At 32.4% G+C, this 17,385-nt stretch carries 21 protein-coding genes; 13 read left to right on the top strand and 8 right to left on the bottom strand.

The window, feature by feature from the left end; all coding sequences use genetic code 11:
• Positions 1 to 17 precede the first annotated feature (17 nt).
• The 5 genes from QMD61_09530 to QMD61_09510 form a co-directional block, all read right to left on the bottom strand.
• Positions 18 to 410, bottom strand: a complete 393-nt coding sequence (locus QMD61_09530; GenBank protein ID MDI6724870.1) for a molybdopterin dinucleotide binding domain-containing protein — start codon at positions 408 to 410, stop codon at positions 18 to 20.
• The gene (locus QMD61_09525) at positions 410 to 655 is read right to left on the bottom strand and encodes a 4Fe-4S binding protein (protein MDI6724869.1); all 246 of its coding nucleotides are present in this window, start codon (positions 653 to 655) and stop codon (positions 410 to 412) included. Before QMD61_09525 ends, QMD61_09530 begins: the two co-directional genes overlap by 1 nt.
• 1 nt (position 656) lies before the next feature.
• Positions 657 to 1,766 carry a 4Fe-4S binding protein gene (locus QMD61_09520; protein MDI6724868.1) on the bottom strand — a complete coding sequence of 370 codons (1,110 nt, stop codon included), beginning with the start codon at positions 1,764 to 1,766 and terminating at the stop codon, positions 657 to 659.
• 103 nt (positions 1,767 to 1,869) lie between these two features.
• Positions 1,870 to 2,319, bottom strand: coding sequence for a 4Fe-4S binding protein (locus QMD61_09515; protein MDI6724867.1), 450 nt, complete (start codon positions 2,317 to 2,319; stop codon positions 1,870 to 1,872).
• A gap of 231 nt (positions 2,320 to 2,550) precedes the next feature.
• Entirely contained in the window at positions 2,551 to 2,829 is a 279-nt protein-coding gene (locus QMD61_09510) for a DUF2097 family protein (protein ID MDI6724866.1), read from the bottom strand.
• Positions 2,830 to 3,393: 564 nt separating this feature from the next.
• Here QMD61_09510 and mobB point away from each other — a divergent pair.
• The 4 genes from mobB to fdhD all read left to right on the top strand — a co-directional run bounded on the left by mobB (position 3,394) and on the right by fdhD (position 6,749).
• Positions 3,394 to 4,113, top strand: a complete 720-nt coding sequence (gene mobB / locus QMD61_09505; GenBank protein MDI6724865.1) for a molybdopterin-guanine dinucleotide biosynthesis protein B — start codon at positions 3,394 to 3,396, stop codon at positions 4,111 to 4,113.
• A gap of 56 nt (positions 4,114 to 4,169) precedes the next feature.
• The gene (moaA, locus tag QMD61_09500; GenBank protein ID MDI6724864.1) at positions 4,170 to 5,111 is read left to right on the top strand and encodes a GTP 3',8-cyclase MoaA; all 942 of its coding nucleotides are present in this window, start codon (positions 4,170 to 4,172) and stop codon (positions 5,109 to 5,111) included.
• A gap of 327 nt (positions 5,112 to 5,438) precedes the next feature.
• Entirely contained in the window at positions 5,439 to 5,801 is a 363-nt protein-coding gene (locus QMD61_09495; protein ID MDI6724863.1) for a carboxymuconolactone decarboxylase family protein, read from the top strand.
• A gap of 195 nt (positions 5,802 to 5,996) precedes the next feature.
• Positions 5,997 to 6,749 carry a formate dehydrogenase accessory sulfurtransferase FdhD gene (gene fdhD, locus QMD61_09490; GenBank protein ID MDI6724862.1) on the top strand — a complete coding sequence of 251 codons (753 nt, stop codon included), beginning with the start codon at positions 5,997 to 5,999 and terminating at the stop codon, positions 6,747 to 6,749.
• Positions 6,750 to 6,767: 18 nt separating this feature from the next.
• Here the strand turns inward: fdhD and QMD61_09485 are convergent, their stop codons facing one another.
• Together QMD61_09485 and hxlB are read right to left on the bottom strand one after the other, a co-directional pair.
• A complete protein-coding gene (locus QMD61_09485; GenBank protein ID MDI6724861.1) occupies positions 6,768 to 7,493 on the bottom strand; it encodes a SagB/ThcOx family dehydrogenase in 726 nt (241 codons plus the stop codon).
• A gap of 363 nt (positions 7,494 to 7,856) precedes the next feature.
• Positions 7,857 to 8,441 (bottom strand): 6-phospho-3-hexuloisomerase, encoded by a 585-nt coding sequence (hxlB, locus tag QMD61_09480; protein MDI6724860.1) that lies wholly within the window; start codon positions 8,439 to 8,441, stop codon positions 7,857 to 7,859.
• A 135-nt stretch (positions 8,442 to 8,576) separates the two neighbouring features.
• Here hxlB and QMD61_09475 point away from each other — a divergent pair, with 135 nt between their 5' ends.
• The 7 genes from QMD61_09475 (at position 8,577) to QMD61_09445 (ending at position 15,264) form a co-directional block, all read left to right on the top strand.
• Entirely contained in the window at positions 8,577 to 9,446 is an 870-nt protein-coding gene (locus tag QMD61_09475; GenBank protein MDI6724859.1) for a LysR family transcriptional regulator, read from the top strand.
• A 74-nt stretch (positions 9,447 to 9,520) separates the two neighbouring features.
• Positions 9,521 to 10,591, top strand: a complete 1,071-nt coding sequence (locus QMD61_09470) for a hypothetical protein (GenBank protein MDI6724858.1) — start codon at positions 9,521 to 9,523, stop codon at positions 10,589 to 10,591.
• Between the two features lie 251 nt (positions 10,592 to 10,842).
• On the top strand, positions 10,843 to 11,760 hold the full coding sequence (locus QMD61_09465) for a carbohydrate kinase family protein (GenBank protein MDI6724857.1): 918 nt from the start codon (positions 10,843 to 10,845) through the stop codon (positions 11,758 to 11,760).
• A gap of 247 nt (positions 11,761 to 12,007) precedes the next feature.
• Positions 12,008 to 12,376 (top strand): NifB/NifX family molybdenum-iron cluster-binding protein, encoded by a 369-nt coding sequence (locus QMD61_09460; GenBank protein MDI6724856.1) that lies wholly within the window; start codon positions 12,008 to 12,010, stop codon positions 12,374 to 12,376.
• A 41-nt stretch (positions 12,377 to 12,417) separates the two neighbouring features.
• Positions 12,418 to 13,005 (top strand): DUF134 domain-containing protein, encoded by a 588-nt coding sequence (locus QMD61_09455; GenBank protein MDI6724855.1) that lies wholly within the window; start codon positions 12,418 to 12,420, stop codon positions 13,003 to 13,005.
• 17 nt (positions 13,006 to 13,022) lie between these two features.
• Positions 13,023 to 14,615, top strand: coding sequence for a methyl coenzyme M reductase system, component A2 (gene atwA, locus QMD61_09450; protein ID MDI6724854.1), 1,593 nt, complete (start codon positions 13,023 to 13,025; stop codon positions 14,613 to 14,615).
• A gap of 187 nt (positions 14,616 to 14,802) precedes the next feature.
• The gene (locus QMD61_09445) at positions 14,803 to 15,264 is read left to right on the top strand and encodes a DUF2124 domain-containing protein (GenBank protein ID MDI6724853.1); all 462 of its coding nucleotides are present in this window, start codon (positions 14,803 to 14,805) and stop codon (positions 15,262 to 15,264) included.
• Positions 15,265 to 15,369: 105 nt separating this feature from the next.
• On the opposite strand, the gene QMD61_09440 is transcribed toward QMD61_09445, so the two are convergent.
• Positions 15,370 to 16,119, bottom strand: a complete 750-nt coding sequence (locus QMD61_09440) for a helix-turn-helix domain-containing protein (GenBank protein ID MDI6724852.1) — start codon at positions 16,117 to 16,119, stop codon at positions 15,370 to 15,372.
• A 310-nt stretch (positions 16,120 to 16,429) separates the two neighbouring features.
• On the opposite strand from QMD61_09440, the gene QMD61_09435 reads away from it, so the two are divergent.
• A complete protein-coding gene (locus QMD61_09435; GenBank protein MDI6724851.1) occupies positions 16,430 to 17,056 on the top strand; it encodes a 4Fe-4S binding protein in 627 nt (208 codons plus the stop codon).
• Positions 17,057 to 17,071: 15 nt separating this feature from the next.
• Positions 17,072 to 17,385 (top strand): cupin domain-containing protein (locus QMD61_09430; protein MDI6724850.1); only part of this gene is annotated, 314 nt, incomplete at its 3' end.

Raw genomic sequence — 17,385 nt, 5'->3', positions numbered from 1 at the left:
AATCCTCCTTTGAGGTTTTAAATCATCTGTGCCTTCTTATATACCTTCATTAACGTAGGCATGTCTAAAACTGCTTCTTCTGTTGGTTCGATTTCCACAGGAATGTTTTTGAAACTTGGTGTTGCTGTACAGTCAGTTGTAGGCCTTATAACTCTGTTTGCCCATGGACCCATGGGTATGTATATCATTCCTTCAGGGAGTGTTTCTTTTGTGTCTACAACTTTAACAACTACGTCTCCAAATTCAGAAACAACTTTTATGTTATTTCCTGCTTTTACACCTAATTCGTCCATCATATCTTTATTCATATGGGCTATAGCTGCATAGTTTACATACATTGGAAGATCTTTACCTGATTCAATGGCCTGGCCCTGCCAGACAGTTCTTCCTGTATTCAGTATGACTTTCATTATACTTCCTCCAGTTCTATGGCGCCTACAGGACAGGCTTTAATGCATGTTGCACAATTCTTGCATTCTTTAAGCTGATTAATTCGGACAGCTCCATCTTCTACTATTATTGATGGGCCAATATCTTCTTGTGGGCCTTTCCCACCTGCAATTTCTGTACTTTTAGATGCGTTTACAGGGCATGCTACAACGCAGTTACCACATCCGTGGCAAAGTTCTCTGTGTACTATTAGTCGGTATGCCATTCTATTTACCCTCCGATTTAGCTTTCGCTGATTGAGTGCTGCTTTCTGCTACTTCATCTGAAAATTTAAGTGATTCAACTGCTTTTTTCCATGCTTTTGATTTGGTTGGTGTTATGTTTACACCTGTCCTTTTGACTTTAATAGCATTTGTAGCACATACATTTTCGCATGCTCCACAGTATATACAGTACTTTTCATCTTTCTGGATTTTTGGTGCTATTTCACCTGATTCAGAAGATTCTGGGAATGATAATACATTGCATGGACATACATCGATACATGTTTCACATCCCTGGCAAGCGTCCTCATCTATGATTAATTCGCCTTCAAATGGTTTTTCAACTACAAATACGTCTTTTGGACATATTTCCTGGCACCATCCGCAGTTAACACATAAATCTTCGTCGACTACTAAGTCTCCTTTAACTTCTGCTTCTTCAATTTCGTATTCTCCGTAAGGACATACTTTACATATAACTTTTATCGCATCTTCTGGGCATATTCGCTTACAGATACCGCAGTAAACACATTTGTCTTTATCTACGACTATATCTGTTGCTATCTCTGGATTTGATGATGTTGGAATGTTTTCTTCAAGATATATTGCATCTGCTGGACACATGTCTTCACACATTCCACATGAGATACAAGCATCTTTATCAACTTCTATTTCACCAGTTACAAGTTTAGCCCTTTCAGGTAGTTCTCTCATAACTCTTATTGCACCCTGTGGGCATGCTATATCACAAGCTCCACAGTAAACACAACTTTCCTCTTCAGGAGTAATTGATCTGATTAATCTTGGATATTCTTCTATTTCGCTGATTGGTTTACCATCTATTGTGAAATCTATTGCTTCAACCGGGCATGCTACACTACACATACCACAGAGTACACATTTGTTTTCGTCTACACTGATTTTTGAAGCATCAATTTCTCCTCTTACTATTGCACCCATTGGACCAAGTTCTATTGCTTCCACAGGGCAAATTTGTTCACATATACCACAGCCAATACAAGTCTCATTTTCGAAGCAAAGTTCTCTTTTCTCTGCTGCTTCCCTTTTAATAGAGATATTCTTGTCTTCGGTGGCTTTTTCGTTTGCTACCATTTTATACCTCCAAAAATTTGAAATTTTTGTGATTCAGAAACCTTCGATTTCTTCAACCTCAATTAGTTTTTCATTATTTTGTGGTTCGGAAACCTTGGTTTTCTTAAACCTCCAAAATTTCTATTGAGTTGGTTGGACACCTTGATTCACACATATGACATCCACAACACCAATTAGAGTCTATCTGTGCTTTGAGGTTATTTAATTCTACAGCTTTCATTAAGCATGTATCTACACATAATCCACATCCTATACAGCTATCTTTCACTATTGCCTTGAATTTAAACTCTGACAATGTTTTAATGATTGTTCTTGTTTTTTTGGTATCTTTAGTTAGTGCATATGTCAGTTTCAGAAAATCTTCTGGACATAGTTTACTTACTACTTCAGCGATTTCAATGGAATCCCATGATATATTTCGACCGTTGATATAGTGCGATACTGTTGACCTATCCATTCCCAGAGCTTCAGCTATTTCTTTTTGAAGATATCCTTGTTTGCGAAGATTTATAGCTGCCAGATAATTTAACCCTGAGACGATATGTTTGGACATGAACTCACCATGTGTATTGATTACACATTACTTTATCTCTATATATATAGATTCTCACTGAAATCAGATAGAAAACTTTATATAATACTGTGTACTTAGCACACATTTGTTCTGTGATATTGTATTACAATTACAACGTGTGTTAACAACATTTACAAAAAATATGTAATTTATTACAAAGATTATCAAATAAAATTTAGAAAGTATAATAAAAAAATAGTTTTAAATTGATTACTCATTTTTAGCTTCAAGTGTGCACTTTTTATCTTCACATTCATGCTCTATTTCAATGATAAAATCTTTTGATTTTTCCATGTCTATACAGGTTAATCCTTTAATTGTATCTCCCCGTACTTCAAGCTGAATAATGCCTTCGTTATTTGTAATGACTTTTCCTGGAATATAAACTCTTCCAAGGGATAATCTTATAATATCTCCAGGTTTAACTTCTTTTTCTACATATTCGCATATCTCTTCACAGCTTATGCATTTACATTCCTCTTTTTTCAATATATCACCACTAACTAAATTTTGTATTTCATTATATTTAAAAAATGATATTTCAAAAATATGAATTAAATTATACTCCAAATCAGTCTTTTTCAACCCCTAATGAACAAAATTTAGCTTAAAATGCTTTAATACTGAATTAAGCATGAAAATTAACATTAAATTGATCAATCTTTGTTGAAATGTAAATTCATAAAAATAAAACATTAAAGAACATTTTTGTGATCCACCTATGACTTAACTTACCATTCCAGATAAGATTTCAAGATATCATTAATTCCACCATATAATCATTAAATTTTTAAATAATATGCTTCTATAGTGTCTAATGGTTTTAGATTAAAAAATTACAGGAAAACATATGTCATTTATGAGTTTTTTTTGTAAAATTGTATTACATTTATGTATTACATTATATCCGTTTTAATGCCCATTACATCTATAATGAGCGTTATTCCATTATTCCTACTTGATCTTAGAAATTTTATAGTCAATTTATAATAATATAATAGAACTATTAAATATAATTAAGATGTGTAAATTACTTTTTTGTAGGTGTTAATTATGAAAATTATTAGTGTTGTAGGGACAAAGGATACTGGAAAAACTACTTTAGTTGTAAAAATTGTTAAAGAACTTGTAAATCGTGGATTCAAGGTTGGAACTATTAAGCACATGCATAAAAGCTTTGATGTTGAAGGAAGAGATACATGGAAACACAAAGAAGCGGGTGCAGAGCTTGTAATTGGCTCGGCAGATGAAACGTTTTTCCTTATAAATCAAAAGTTGGACATTGAAAATCTCTTAACCAGAAGTGAATGTCTTTTAAATCTTGATTATATGGTAATTGAAGGTTTAAAATATTCAAACTATGCCAAAATATCAGTTTCAGACTTTGAGGATGAATTTACTATAGCTAAAATTAATGCTAAAGAAATTGATGATAAAGGATTAAAAGAACTTGTAGATTTGATAGAAGAACGTGCCTATGGTATATTGCCATATATGGACTGTAAGGATTGTGGTTTTGAAAGCTGCAAGGACATGGCAAAGGCAGTAGCAGAAGGAAAAACAACTGAACAAATATGTGTAATGAAGAAAATGAAGGATATAGAGCTTAAAGTAGATGGTAAACCAGTTCCGATGAACCCGTTTGTCCAGACATTTGTTCAAAATACTACACTTGGAATGATATCCTCTCTGCGGGGAGAAGCACTAAAGGATTTTGAAAATAAAAAAATTGAATTATTAATAAAAGGCAGCACAATTGGAAAAACATATTAAATAGTGAAACATAATTCTCTAAAACTGAGTGCATAAAAATAAACCGTTGATTAAAAATGACTGCAAAGGACAAATATGAAAGACCAGTATTTTCACTGAGAATCTCAATAACCAATCGCTGCAATGTAAGATGTTTTTACTGCCATCATGACGGTATAATACCCCAGAGCTATGAAATGACAGCTGATGAAATCTACAGAGTAGCCAAAATTGCTGCAGATATTGGGGTTCGGAAGATAAGACTTTCTGGAGGAGAACCGTTAATAAGGGACGATATTGTAGAAATTGTTAAGAAAATATCATCAGTTGGCTTTAAAGATATTGCTTTAACCACAAATGGAACTCTTCTTGGAAAATATGCCAAAGATCTAAAACAAGCAGGACTTAATCGAGTTAATGTAAGCTTTGATACTCTAAATCCTGAAACATATCGCTTTATAACGAAAAAAGATTACCTGGAAAAAGCTAAAGAAGGAATTAAAACTGCTTCTGAAGTAGGCCTTTATCCAGTTAAAGTAAACATGGTAGTAATGAAAGGAATAAATCACTGCGAAATATGGGACATGTTCCATTTTTGTAAAGAAAATAATGCAATTTTACAACTTATAGAGCTTTTAAATACAGAAACATGTCCTGATACCGAATTTTTTGATGAATATCATTATGAGATGAGTGGATTAGAAGATGAACTTAATGAAATTGCTGATGATGTTAAAACAAGGCAATTTATGCAGGATAGGAAGAAATATTTCCTTGAAGGCGGAGAAATTGAGATTGTAAAGCCCATGGATAACACCGAATTTTGTAAAAACTGTACAAGGCTCAGAATAACCCCTGATGGAAAAATTAAGCCGTGTTTACTTAGAAATGATAATTTAGTTGACCTTCTAGAACCTATACGTCTTGGATATGCTGATGAATATCTCAAAAAAATATTTTTGGATGCTATATCAAACAGAGAACCCTACTATAAAGAATGTGTAGAAACCATTCATTAATTATTTCCATTAAAAGTGTCAATACACTCCACAGTATTGCATTTTAAAAGAATCACATTAAGTAGACATTAGAATTTTATTTTGATTATCTTATTTTTCCAGGTACTCCGATAGAATGGTAATTCGTTAAATTGGATAGATACATTTAATTTCTATATTGTTTAAGTAGAAAATGTATAATAGAGAATTTAAATCGTTCTATTCTTTTTAAATTATCATGAATCTTATTTTTAAAAAATTTATTTCATCAAAATAAAGCGTTAGATAAATATATTTGATCAAAAAGATATTATTAATTACATAAAAATTATTAAGGAGATGAGTAATATGGGTGAGATGGAAGAAATGCATGAATTACCAGATAATTATAAAAGCATTACCAAACGATTTAAAGAATACGGCGATGCTTTAGATGAATTAGGCCGTATAGCAAAAGAAATAGGTCCATTAGATGAAAAGACATGTCATCTTATACAGCTTGCAGCTTCTGCTGCAATACGCTCTGAAGGAGGTGTCCATAGCCATGCAAGAAGAGCAATGATACATGGAGCTTCATCAGAAGAGCTTTATCATACCCTACTCATTATAACAAACACCATAGGATATCCAAACATTGCAGCAGCCATGTCATGGGTTAATGACATTGTAGAAGGTTCAGATAGATCCCGTACTCCAATGTCTGGTAAATAAAGAGAAATCAAACTTTAATATACTTTTTTTAAACAAACCTTAAAAAATTCTTTTTATTTCATTCTCAAAAAAATTTGAATTTACCCAACAACCATTACCCTGCCCTAAACTCTCAATACATTTATTTACCCTTTCTAATCTTACTAAAAATAAAACACTTTAAAAATTTATACCAATTCAATTTGGGGTCATATCATGCCTGAAATGGTCAAAAATATAAAAGCAGTTCGAGTGGGTAAGGAAACTACTGAAATAGATGAAAAAATAAGTAACGACGAAGAAATAAAGATTATAGTAAATAAAACCGTTATTGGGAATTTTTCCATGAGCCCTGAACATATAAAAGAATTTGTTATAGGATATCTACTGGGGGAAGGATTAATCAGTTCTGCAGATGATATAACTGATATAACTATAGAAGGTCGAACAGTTAAGGTTAATACTGATCTTGCTGATTTTGATTTAAGAAGAGAACTTGTGATGAGTTCTGATTGCTTTGGAGGTATGAGAGGAAAACTTGAACTAACAAAAAAAGTTGAATCAGACTTTAAAATTACTAAAGAAGAAATATTCAAAGCTTCAAAAAGATTAAGGGAAGAGTCAAAGATATGGAGCGAAACAGGTGGTACCCACATTGCTGCTTTAATAAATAAGGATAATATCATTACAACAGAAGATGTAAGCAGACATGTTGCCATTGATAAAGTTATTGGAGCTGCTGCATTAGATAAAATAGATTTTAAAAATAGTTTCTTATTTTCAAGTGGCAGAATGCCTGGAGATATGATAATAAAAGTTGCAAGAGTAGGTATACCCATCATTGCATCTAAATCTGCCCCCACTTCTTCAGGATACATGGTGGGTGAAGAAGCCAATGTTACAATAATTGGATTCGTAAGGGGCGGTAGATTTAATATTTACACCCATCCAGAAAGGGTTTCATATTAAACTGAGTTTAATATTTTACTAAAGCGCTGAATGACCTACAGGATATATGTAAATAGTTCTCTCATTATCTGGCAGATTCAATACCTGATGAACCACATCATCTTTAAATGAGCCTAAAGCCACTGTTGCCAGATTTCTGGCTTCTACTTCGAGATATATATTTTGCCCGGCGTGTCCTGCTTCAATATCCACAAAACGGGTGCTTAATTTTTCATCTTTATATTTATTTATCATTTTCTGATAATTTCCAGTGATTATAATATTTACAGGGGCTTCTTTAACCCATGGCTGCCCATTTGCAGCCTGAGATAATTCAGAACGTACGTCAGTTCTTAAAATCTGTTCCAAAGTGTTATTAAAGGGATTATAATGATATACTCCTTCATTTAACCCTGTTACTCCCTCTCTACCTATTAAAATGTAAACTTCAAGCGGATAAGTATGTCCACCAGAAGGCACAGTTCTGAATTTAGTTTGCTGATCTGTAATTCCCTGTGCAGCCCACATAAGCTGTGATATATCCTGCAAACTTAGAGGTTCAGTAGTATAATGTCTTATAGAACGTCTATTTTGTATCGCAACCTCAACCGAGACATTTGTGGTGATTTCTGCCTTTGGAAGACTCACAACGCTGATAACTTCCCTTGGTTTAATTTCTTCAGTTTCTGGCCAGATTAAATAAATGAAAGTTAAACCCAGTAAAATTATTAAAATAATTATGGCAATTCTTCCATTCCTAGACATAGAAATATATTTAATCTTAAATCATTTATGTTTAATGTTACTACTTCAAAATTTTATTCTAATTTAAATATAGAAACACTAATACTAAGAGTATTTAGCTTAAAGATGAAAATAAAAGAAAAAATAGGAGAATCACTCAAGAACAGTATGCCAATCCTTCAAACCGGCGAAATTATAAATTTTGTGGCCGTGAAACTTTGTCTCACAGGCTTTAGAAAAAGCCTATAAAAATTGAATTTTGGTGGCGTTTACAATCTCTGATTGTGATGTATCAAAATCACAGAATTTTGGTTGCTTTAAAAATCTTTGATTTTTAATAGTTTGATCAATTTTTCAATTAAAAGAAGAATAATTCATTAAAAATCACTCCAGAACCGTGTGTCTGGCCTTTAAATCATCTTCTGTTTTTCCCATCTTATGCATTAACTCTGCAATAACCCCTTCAAGAAATACAAGGGTTGTAATCTCAAATAATGTACCTAGCGGGGCTAAAGGCTGATGTCTACCATTAATTTGCCTTTTAATATAATCTTTTTCTGAATCTATTTTGGTTCTGCCTTTAACATGTATAACTAAATCAGAAAGTTTTCCTAAAGTTGAATCTTCATAAGATGTGACTGCAATTATTTTTGCATTTCTATTTTTGCTGGTTTTAGCCGTACTTATAATAAAACTAGTCTCTCCCGAGCCTGAAATCGCGAGTAAACAGTCGTCCTCATAAATAGCTGGTGTGATGGTTTCTCCAACTACATAAACACTTATTCCCAGGTGCATTAATCTCATAGCAAAAGCCCTTGCAACAAGTCCTGATCTTCCAAGTCCTATTATAAAAACATTTTTTGCTTCTATCAGCATATCCAGCATTTTCATAATGCTTTCACTGTCAATTTCAGAAGAAACCTGCTCTATATTGTCTATCATTTCATCTATAGCTTCATTTAAAATCATTTTTTCCACCTATTGCTGGCTGACGCTCTCAACGATATCCTATATCTATATTCTATCTATAACAATTAATTTAATATATATCGTTTATGTCAAGATATATAGTATCTAACTCTTAATTTGAAATTTGTGATTTAAATGGATTACCATCCAAGAGTAAGTCTTGAAATAGAAGGTTATATATTTAGTTATAAACTTTTTGAAGCCTTAAAATTAGTTTCAAAGACGTTTTCTCAGCGGAAAGCAGCTGATGCTTTAGGAATATCACATGCCGTGCTAAATCGGCGTATAAATGAAGCTGAATCAAAGCTTGGATATAAACTTGTTGTTGCCACAGGTGCAGGATCTTTATTGACTGATAAAGGCCAAAAAATCCTTTTAAGACATGAAAAATATATGAAACGGCTTAAAGATCGTGAAAAAATCATTATTTGTGGAGGATATATATCTTCAAGCCTTTTAGAGGTAATGGCCATAGAATATGGGTTAGATTTTGTAGTATACAAAACAGGGGATAAAAATGCTCTTTATCTTGCAGGGCTGGATATGGTAGATATTTTAACGCTGGATGACCCTGTAAACGCATTTATTAACAATTTAGATTTTATACCCATTGCTTACGATCATCTGGTCCTCCATCCCAACTATTCTCATGAAATATCTGAATTAAAAGATTTAGAAGGGAAAAAATTTCTTGAAGTGATAGATTCACCTCAAAGACTTGCCTGGAATACCTTGGATGATCATAAAATCCAATATAAATTATCAGAGGAAGTTAGATCTCCATATGATGCCTTGAAATACATTAGAAACAACCCTAATTTTTATACTTTTCTTAGCAGCAGTTTAGTAGAAGGATCAGACATTTTAAAAAATGATACACAACACATCATAAGTAGTGTTATATGCAATAAAGAAGATAACAGAATCAGTAAATTTTTAGAATTTATACTAACTTACAAAGGACAAAAAATTGTAGAAAAAAATGGATTTGAAAGTGTAAGATGAAAAATTATCCTCATTGATTACATAAAAAGTCTACTACTAATAAACTATTTAAATAAATTTAATGGGGAATAAGTATGGGTTTTTTAAAAAGCAAGCTCAAAAAATATGATAAATATGTTATAGAGATTGAAAGCGACGAAATAGACGAAAAAAACTTTGAAAACATAGAAGATGTAATCATAATCGGTAAACAAGAATTTGAAAATGAATTAAACAAAACAAAAGAACTAAATGCGAAAATCCATTCTAATGAATTAGAAATTAAGCTTAAAGAACTTAAACTGCAGGAGAAGGAGCTTGAAGTTCAAAAAATGAGGTCTGTATTGGAAGAGCTTGAATTTAAACATGAATCTGAACTAAAAGAACTTCAAAATATCAACATTTCTAAAATAAATGAGTTTACAAGTGAAAAAGAACTTGAAATTCAAAAAATGCGCAAAAAAATGCATGAACTTGAGGAATCTTATAAGTCCAAGATAAATGAGATTGAACAAGAAAACAATTTGAGAATTGATGAATTAACTAATTTATTTAATAAATCAGAAGAAAATGCCTCTAAATTCAAAGAAAAATACATAAAAATAAAAAACTCTTTAGAAAATGAAAATAAATCACTGCAAGAAAAACTTAAAGAGCAGGAAGAGCTTAAAAAACAAATAGAAGTCTATAAAATTGGTAACAGTAATCTAAAGAAAGATATAAAGAATAAAAAAGATGAATTAAACAACCTAAAAGATTCTTATAATAAACTATCCAGTCTAGAATCCCAATATAAAAAAGAAATATTAACACTTCAATCTCGTATTAATGAACTCAATAATGTTCAAATTGAATATAATAAACTTGAAAATAAATACAGACATCTTCAAGAGGTTACCAATAAAAAGGACAATGAAATTATTGAATTAGAATCTAAAAAAAGAAAACTTGAACAATACCTTTCAATGTCTTTAGAGGCAATAAATACCTTAAAAAATCTTGGGTTATTTAACAGGTTATTTAACAGGGTTCCTGAAGGTATTTACGAATTACAAGAGGACATTAAGAAATTACAGCCCCCCAAGGAAATTGAAATAGATCCTGGATTAGAGATAGAGCCTGTAAGGGCTAAAAGTACTAAGGATATATTAGGAGAGAAAGAATAGATCTTATATTCTATTAAATTTCATTTATAGTACTTAATTTTTTTAGTGTGAAATGAATCTGCCCATATATCTTTAACCCTTATTTTTATTATTCATAAATGTTATTTTCCGGATTTATTTCAGATTATGAACTGAAATAACATCATAAATGACATTGATAACTTTCCAAATATTTTAAATAGTTTTAAAATAAAATGTCTAAAGTTAAACAAAATTAAATATTATAATTTCATTAACTGGTTGGTGATTCTCTGATTAAAAAAACCGATTTACTGGCTATTGGTCATACAGCTTTCGATTCTATAGTTCTTGTAAAAGAATTTCCATCCCCTAACTCATCTACATTAATTAAACAAATAAAAAATTTCGATGGGGGAGCAGCAGCCAATGTTGCAATGGTTGCAGCCAATTTAGGGCTTAAAACAGCGCTTGTATCTGCTGTTGGAAATGATTTCAAGGATTCACTCTATCATGCTAAACTTAAAAAAATGGGAATTGATACAAAAAACATGATTGTAATCGAAAATGAAAAATCTCCAATGGCATGGGTATTTACAGACTCCAATAACGATCAGATAAGTTATTTTTACTGGGGAGCCGCAGCTTATTTTAAAGAATTAGAACCACCAGAAAAGGCCATTAAAAAAGTAAATGCTGTCCATTTAGCCACAGGAGATCCGAGTTTTAATAGAAGATCTGGAGAAATGGCCAGTACTTATGAAAAGTTAATATCCTTCGACCCAGGACAGGATCTTCATATGTACTCTCCAGAGGAACTTAAAAGAGCTTTAAGCGTTTCTAACATATTATTTGGTAATCACTTCGAAATTGACCGGATATTAAAAACATTGAATGTTAATATTAATGAATTAAGGGAAATTGGCCCTGAAATAGTTGTTAAAACTTATGGTAAAGATGGAAGTATAATATATTCCGATAAAAAGATGAAAATTGATGCTATTATCAGAGAACCCGTAGATCCGACTGGCGCAGGAGATTCATATCGAGCAGCTTTCTTGTATACTTATTTAAATGGGGAAAAACTTGAATTCTGTGGAAAATTCGCCTCAGCAGTCTCATCTTTTATAGTAGAAGCTGAAGGATGCCAAACCAATATTCCTGATTATGATACGGCATTTGAGCGTATGAAAGAAAAGTGGGATTTATAACTGTTTTTAAGACTTTTCATTACTGATTTATCTTAAATTCCTATTTATTTTAGAATTCAAACTTTTTATTTTAAATAAAATGATTTTTCAAAAAATTTATATTGCGTTTTGAATATATATTCATAACAGATTGAAATTAAATTATAAATATCCAACATGCGTAAATAAATGTTTTAATCTAGCTAAATTGAGTAAAGCTGGTTGAATAAATAAAATATCTAAATTAATTAAATAAAAGGAGATAAATATGAAAATAGCCGTTGGATCAGTAAATTATAGCTTAGATTCTCCTGCAAGTGAGATTTTTGGAAGAAGTTCTGCTTTTATAATTGCTGATCTGGATAAAGATAAAATTAAAAGCATAAATGTAATTGAAAATCCCGCAAAAAACGAATTTGGAGCAGGAAACACTGCAGCACAATTTATAGCTGATCATGAAGTTAATGTCTTAATTTCAGGAAAATTAGGTCCTGTTGCGTTCCACATCCTAAAAAACGCAGGTATTAAAGTTTATAAAGCTAGGTCCGGAAGTGTGGAGAAAAATTTAAAGCGTTTCATTGAAGGTAAATTGGAAGAAATAACCTCATTATCCGGCGGATTTCCATCACAATCATAAATAAAAACATTTATATTTTAGTTTTGAATATATATTCGCCCATGCCAAGACCTCGAATATTTAGAAGAATAACAAAAGAACCACAAATACGCTGTTTTAAACCAGAAAGAGAGGATATAGATTCTCTTGAACCAATTGAGATCACAATAGATGAATTTGAGGCAATAAGACTCAGAGATTATCATGATATTCAGCAGAAGAAGTCTGCAGAGGTAATGGGGGTTTCACAGCCTACATTCCATCGAATATTAACTTCTGCCAGAAAAAAGATATCAAGGGCCTTGGTTGAGGGGAATACGATAATGATCGTAGGAGGGGACAGCATAACCGACAAAAAAAGATATAAATGCAATATTTGTGGATTTGAATGGATCAATCCTAAAAAAGAATATGATAAATGCCCTGATTGTAAATCAGACGACATAGGCATCAAAGTAGAAGATGAAGGACTTTCAAACGAAGATTCACTCCTTCAAAGAAGGTCTTTTGGCGGTCGAGGTATGGGTGTAGGCCCTCCAAGAGTTTGTAAATGTCCAAACTGCGGATACGAATCCCCAAAAACACAAGCAGTTCCTTGTAAAAATACAATATGCCCTGAATGCGAAACACCACTTTGTGGGGCAAATTAACATTAACTGGTGATTTTATGTCCTTTATAGAAATAAAAAATGTTTCAAAAAGATTTAATGACATGGATGTCTTAAAAAATGTAAGTATGACCGTGAATGAAGGGACAGTTCTGGGTATTCTCGGGAGAAGCGGATCAGGGAAGTCTGTTCTGATAAACATGCTCCGTGGAATGAAGGAATATGAACCAGATGAAGGTCAGATATTCTATAACATTGCAATATGTCCTGAATGCCTGAGAGTTGAACCACAATCAATGAAAGAAGAAATTTGTAAATGTGGAGGACACTTCGAAGCAAGAAGTGTGGACTTCTGGAATTGTGATAGGCAGACATTTGCAGCCATAAGACGTAGAATATCTATAATGTTACAGAGGACTTTTGCCCTTTATGAGGACGATACTGTAATAGATAATGTTATAAAAGCCATTGAAGGTTATGATGATGAAGAAAGCACTTATATGGCTATTGAACTTCTCGAAATGGCCCAGATGACCCACAGAATCACTCACATTGCAAGAGATCTAAGCGGTGGAGAAAAGCAAAGAGTGGTACTTGCAAGACAGATGGGTAAAGAACCTATGATATTCCTTGCAGATGAACCCACAGGTACTTTAGATCCTCAAACAGCCGAGTTATTACACCAGACCTTACTTGAAGGTGTTAAAAACAAGGGCACCACAATGGTTATAACTTCTCACTGGCCAGAAGTCATGAGAAAGCTTTCTGATTATGTAATATGGCTTGAGAAGGGAGAAATAATTCATGAAGGAGATCCTGAAACTGTTGTCCAGAAATTCCTTGATAACGTCCCATTACCAGAGAAAAGGGAAATAGATGTGGCTGATAATCCCATAATAAAGATTGAAAATGTGAAAAAACACTATTATTCAATTGAAAGAGGAGTGGTTAAAGCTGTAGATGGAGTAAATCTCGATGTCATGGAAGGTGAAATCTTCGGAATAGTCGGTTTAAGCGGAGCCGGCAAAACCACCCTTTCAAGGATACTTTACGGATTAACAGAACCAAGTAATGGCATAATAGAGATGAAACTTGGTGATGAATGGATTGATATGACAGAATCAGGGCCCTTTGGAAGAGGGAGAGTAAAGCCATATTTAGGAATACTCCACCAAGAATACAGCCTCTATCCACATAGAAACGTGCTTGGTAATCTTACTGAGGCAATAAGCCTGGAGCTCCCTGCTGAGTTTGCAAAGATGAAGTCAATATACGTGCTTAAAGCCGTTGGATTTGATGAAGATTACACAATGAGCTTATTAGATAAATATCCTGATGAACTAAGTGGTGGTGAGCGCCATAGAGTTGCTTTAGCTCAGGTTTTGATTAAAGAACCTAATGTTGTGATTCTTGACGAGCCAACAGGTACAATGGACCCAATAACAAGAGTTCAGGTAACAGATTCAATAAGAAAAGCACGTGAAGAACTTAAACAGACTTTTTTGATAATATCTCACGATATGGACTTTGTACTTGATGTATGTGATAGATCAGCCCTCATGAGAGGAGGTAAAATCCTTAAAATCGGGTTACCAGAGGATATTGTGGGAGATTTAACTCCAAAAGAGAAAATGAAGATGTTAAAAGAATAGAAGTATTCTTTTTTATTTTTTATATTTTTGACTTGTAGCTTCAAAAATACAGATTAGATAACTAAAGATGTGATAAATATGATACCAATGTATAAAATTGTTATAATGGTGCTGGCTATAGGTCTTATTTCCTACGCATTAATTAACGATCCATTAAAGAAAAATAACCACTAGCGGAGCCGATATCATGGAAAAAATGAAGGAATTTAGAGGAATAAATGGAAATCTTATGGCATTCAAAGAAGAAGTGAAAGATGCAAAAAAGGTGACATTTGCAGGAGCCCCTGGAGTATGCACTCCTTATGCCGAGCTTTTTGCCTATGCTATAAGAGATAAAGAATCTGTTTTCATCCCATTGACAGACATTCAAAGTGCTAAAAAGATTGAAATCACCCCAGAGGGAATGCAGTTATCTGAACCTGCTGATCCTCAAGCAGACGTTGTTGCACTTCTTGGAGGGTTAACAATTCCAAAATCCAATGTTAAAATTGAAGAAATAAATCAAATGATAGATAAGATACTGAAAAAAGATGGAAAACTTATTGGATTATCTTATATGGGCATGTTCAGGGAAGCGGGCTGGCTTGATAAGGTAAATTTTGATCTTGTTATAGATGGTACTTTAACAGGATTTGTTTTCAAGAAGTAAGTTAAATTAATAGATTAATATTCAATATTTTTCATTTTTTAAATATTATATCCCCCATATCACTCAAAAACTGGCATACTACCATATTATAACACAATATCTCTTTTACAAACTTATTCTATTAAACAGACCCATTGTCCATACTAAATTATATAAATCAGTTATTGTTTCTACAAATTCCGTATACTGGTTCCATACGCCTATTGCCGTCTGGGATATTACAGTTTCGTCTTTAAATTTACAGAATATTAACATCATTTCTTTTTTATCACGTATTATGGCCTTTATGAAAGGTATTTGAAAGGTCTTGATTTCACAGTCCAATTTATTAATATTCGAAGAGATGTCTATTTTTTCTCCATCAGTGATACTGTAGGGTGCTGCTATTATTCTGGTTTGAACTCCTTTTTTTAATGATTTATTCAAAGTATCATTTAATTTTTCAACTTCCCCGTGGAACATGAATCCTTCTACAATGTGTAATGAGCTCCTGGCACGGCGAATAATCTCTATTTCTTTTTTTACAATTTTATCTGTCCCATAGATTAACCATATAGGGGCTGGAGACTTAGATATTTGACTTTCATAAATATTTTTTACTTCTGATTCGGCTTCATCCAGTTCTTCTTTAATTTTTGCCCTTGATTTCTCAAAAACATCTTGAGGTGGTACCGCAGTATATTTTAATGGTTTACCCCGGGTAATCTCAATAAAATTTTTATTATGTAGACTTTTTAACACATCATATGTTCTAGAAAGAGGTATACCAGACGCATCACTAATTTCTGAAGCTGTGGCAGATATTAAAGAAGCTAAGGATAAATATGCTTTAGATTCGTATTCTGTAAGTCCCATTATTTTCAATGCATTTACTGTGGCTTGTTTTATTGAAATAAAAAATCCCTCCTTATTTTATCATTTTATACTGATTTAGTGAAAAAATATTTAAATATTACGGATATTGATCTATTAAATAGAAAAAATATACGAAAAATCAACATAACACAGTTATTTTGAAATTAAAGATCATTTAAGATAATTTAACGTATGATTTAGCGCAGAGGTAATTTAAATGAAAAATCAAATAATTAGATTACGAATCTATATTTTAATAGCGCTGGTAATGATGTTGCCATTATTATTTAATTTTTATTCGCAGGTTTTGATGGGATGGGGCATTCGTAACGGTATAATCACAGCTAGTTTGATTTTGGTATCAGCCTGGTTCATTTTATCATTATTTATAGGCAGATCTGCATCTTGTGGATATACATGTCCCTATGGAGCATTGCAGGAAATTATAGGCCACCATATATTAAAAAAGAAACCTGAATCTAAAAAAGCAGATAAATTAAAATATCTTGTTTTCCTATTTTTCATTGGAATGGTTTCTTTTTCCCTCTTTAAGATTGGAGGATTGAATAAAGTGAGCTTATTTGCTCCAGAAGGCAATATTAAACTGATTATGGCATCACTCTTCATTGTAATAGTTGGTGTATTTTCTTTATTGGGAAGTAGAGCATACTGCCGATATTTATGTCCAGTAGGGGTTTTATTTATAATAGGTTCTAAATTAGGAAGAATTATTAAAATACCATCATTACATTTAGTAAGTGACCAAAATAATTGTTCAGATTGCAAAGTATGTGATAAGGCATGCCCCATGGGATTAGATGTTAGCAATATGGTAAATTATAATACTATGGATAATACAAACTGTATATTATGTTGTGAATGCATAAAAAGATGCCCGAAAGATGCTATCGATTATTCATTTAGCATTAAGGAATAAAATTCAGGTGATAAAATGAAAATAGTAAAAATTAAAGATGTTGAATTGTCTTCAAACCCCCATGGAGTAGATACACGTGTAATATACAATACTGAAAATGCAATGGCAGTCCATATGACATTAAAACCAGGAGAATCATTAAAAAGACATATAACACCAGTAGATGTATTCTTCTATGTTCTTGAAGGTAAAGGTATTGTAGAAATTGGTGATGAAAAAAAAGAAGTGACTAAAGATACGTTGATAGATAGCCCTGCAAAAATACCACATTGCTGGTACAATGAAAGCGATGAAGACCTGGTTATTCTTGTTAACAAGGTTCCAAGACC

The sequence above is a fragment of the Methanobacterium sp. genome (assembly GCA_030017655.1).
Taxonomy (GTDB): Archaea; Methanobacteriota; Methanobacteria; order Methanobacteriales; family Methanobacteriaceae; genus Methanobacterium_D.
Note: the sequence above shows the minus strand (reverse complement) of the source record. Positions and strands in the feature narration are given on the sequence as shown.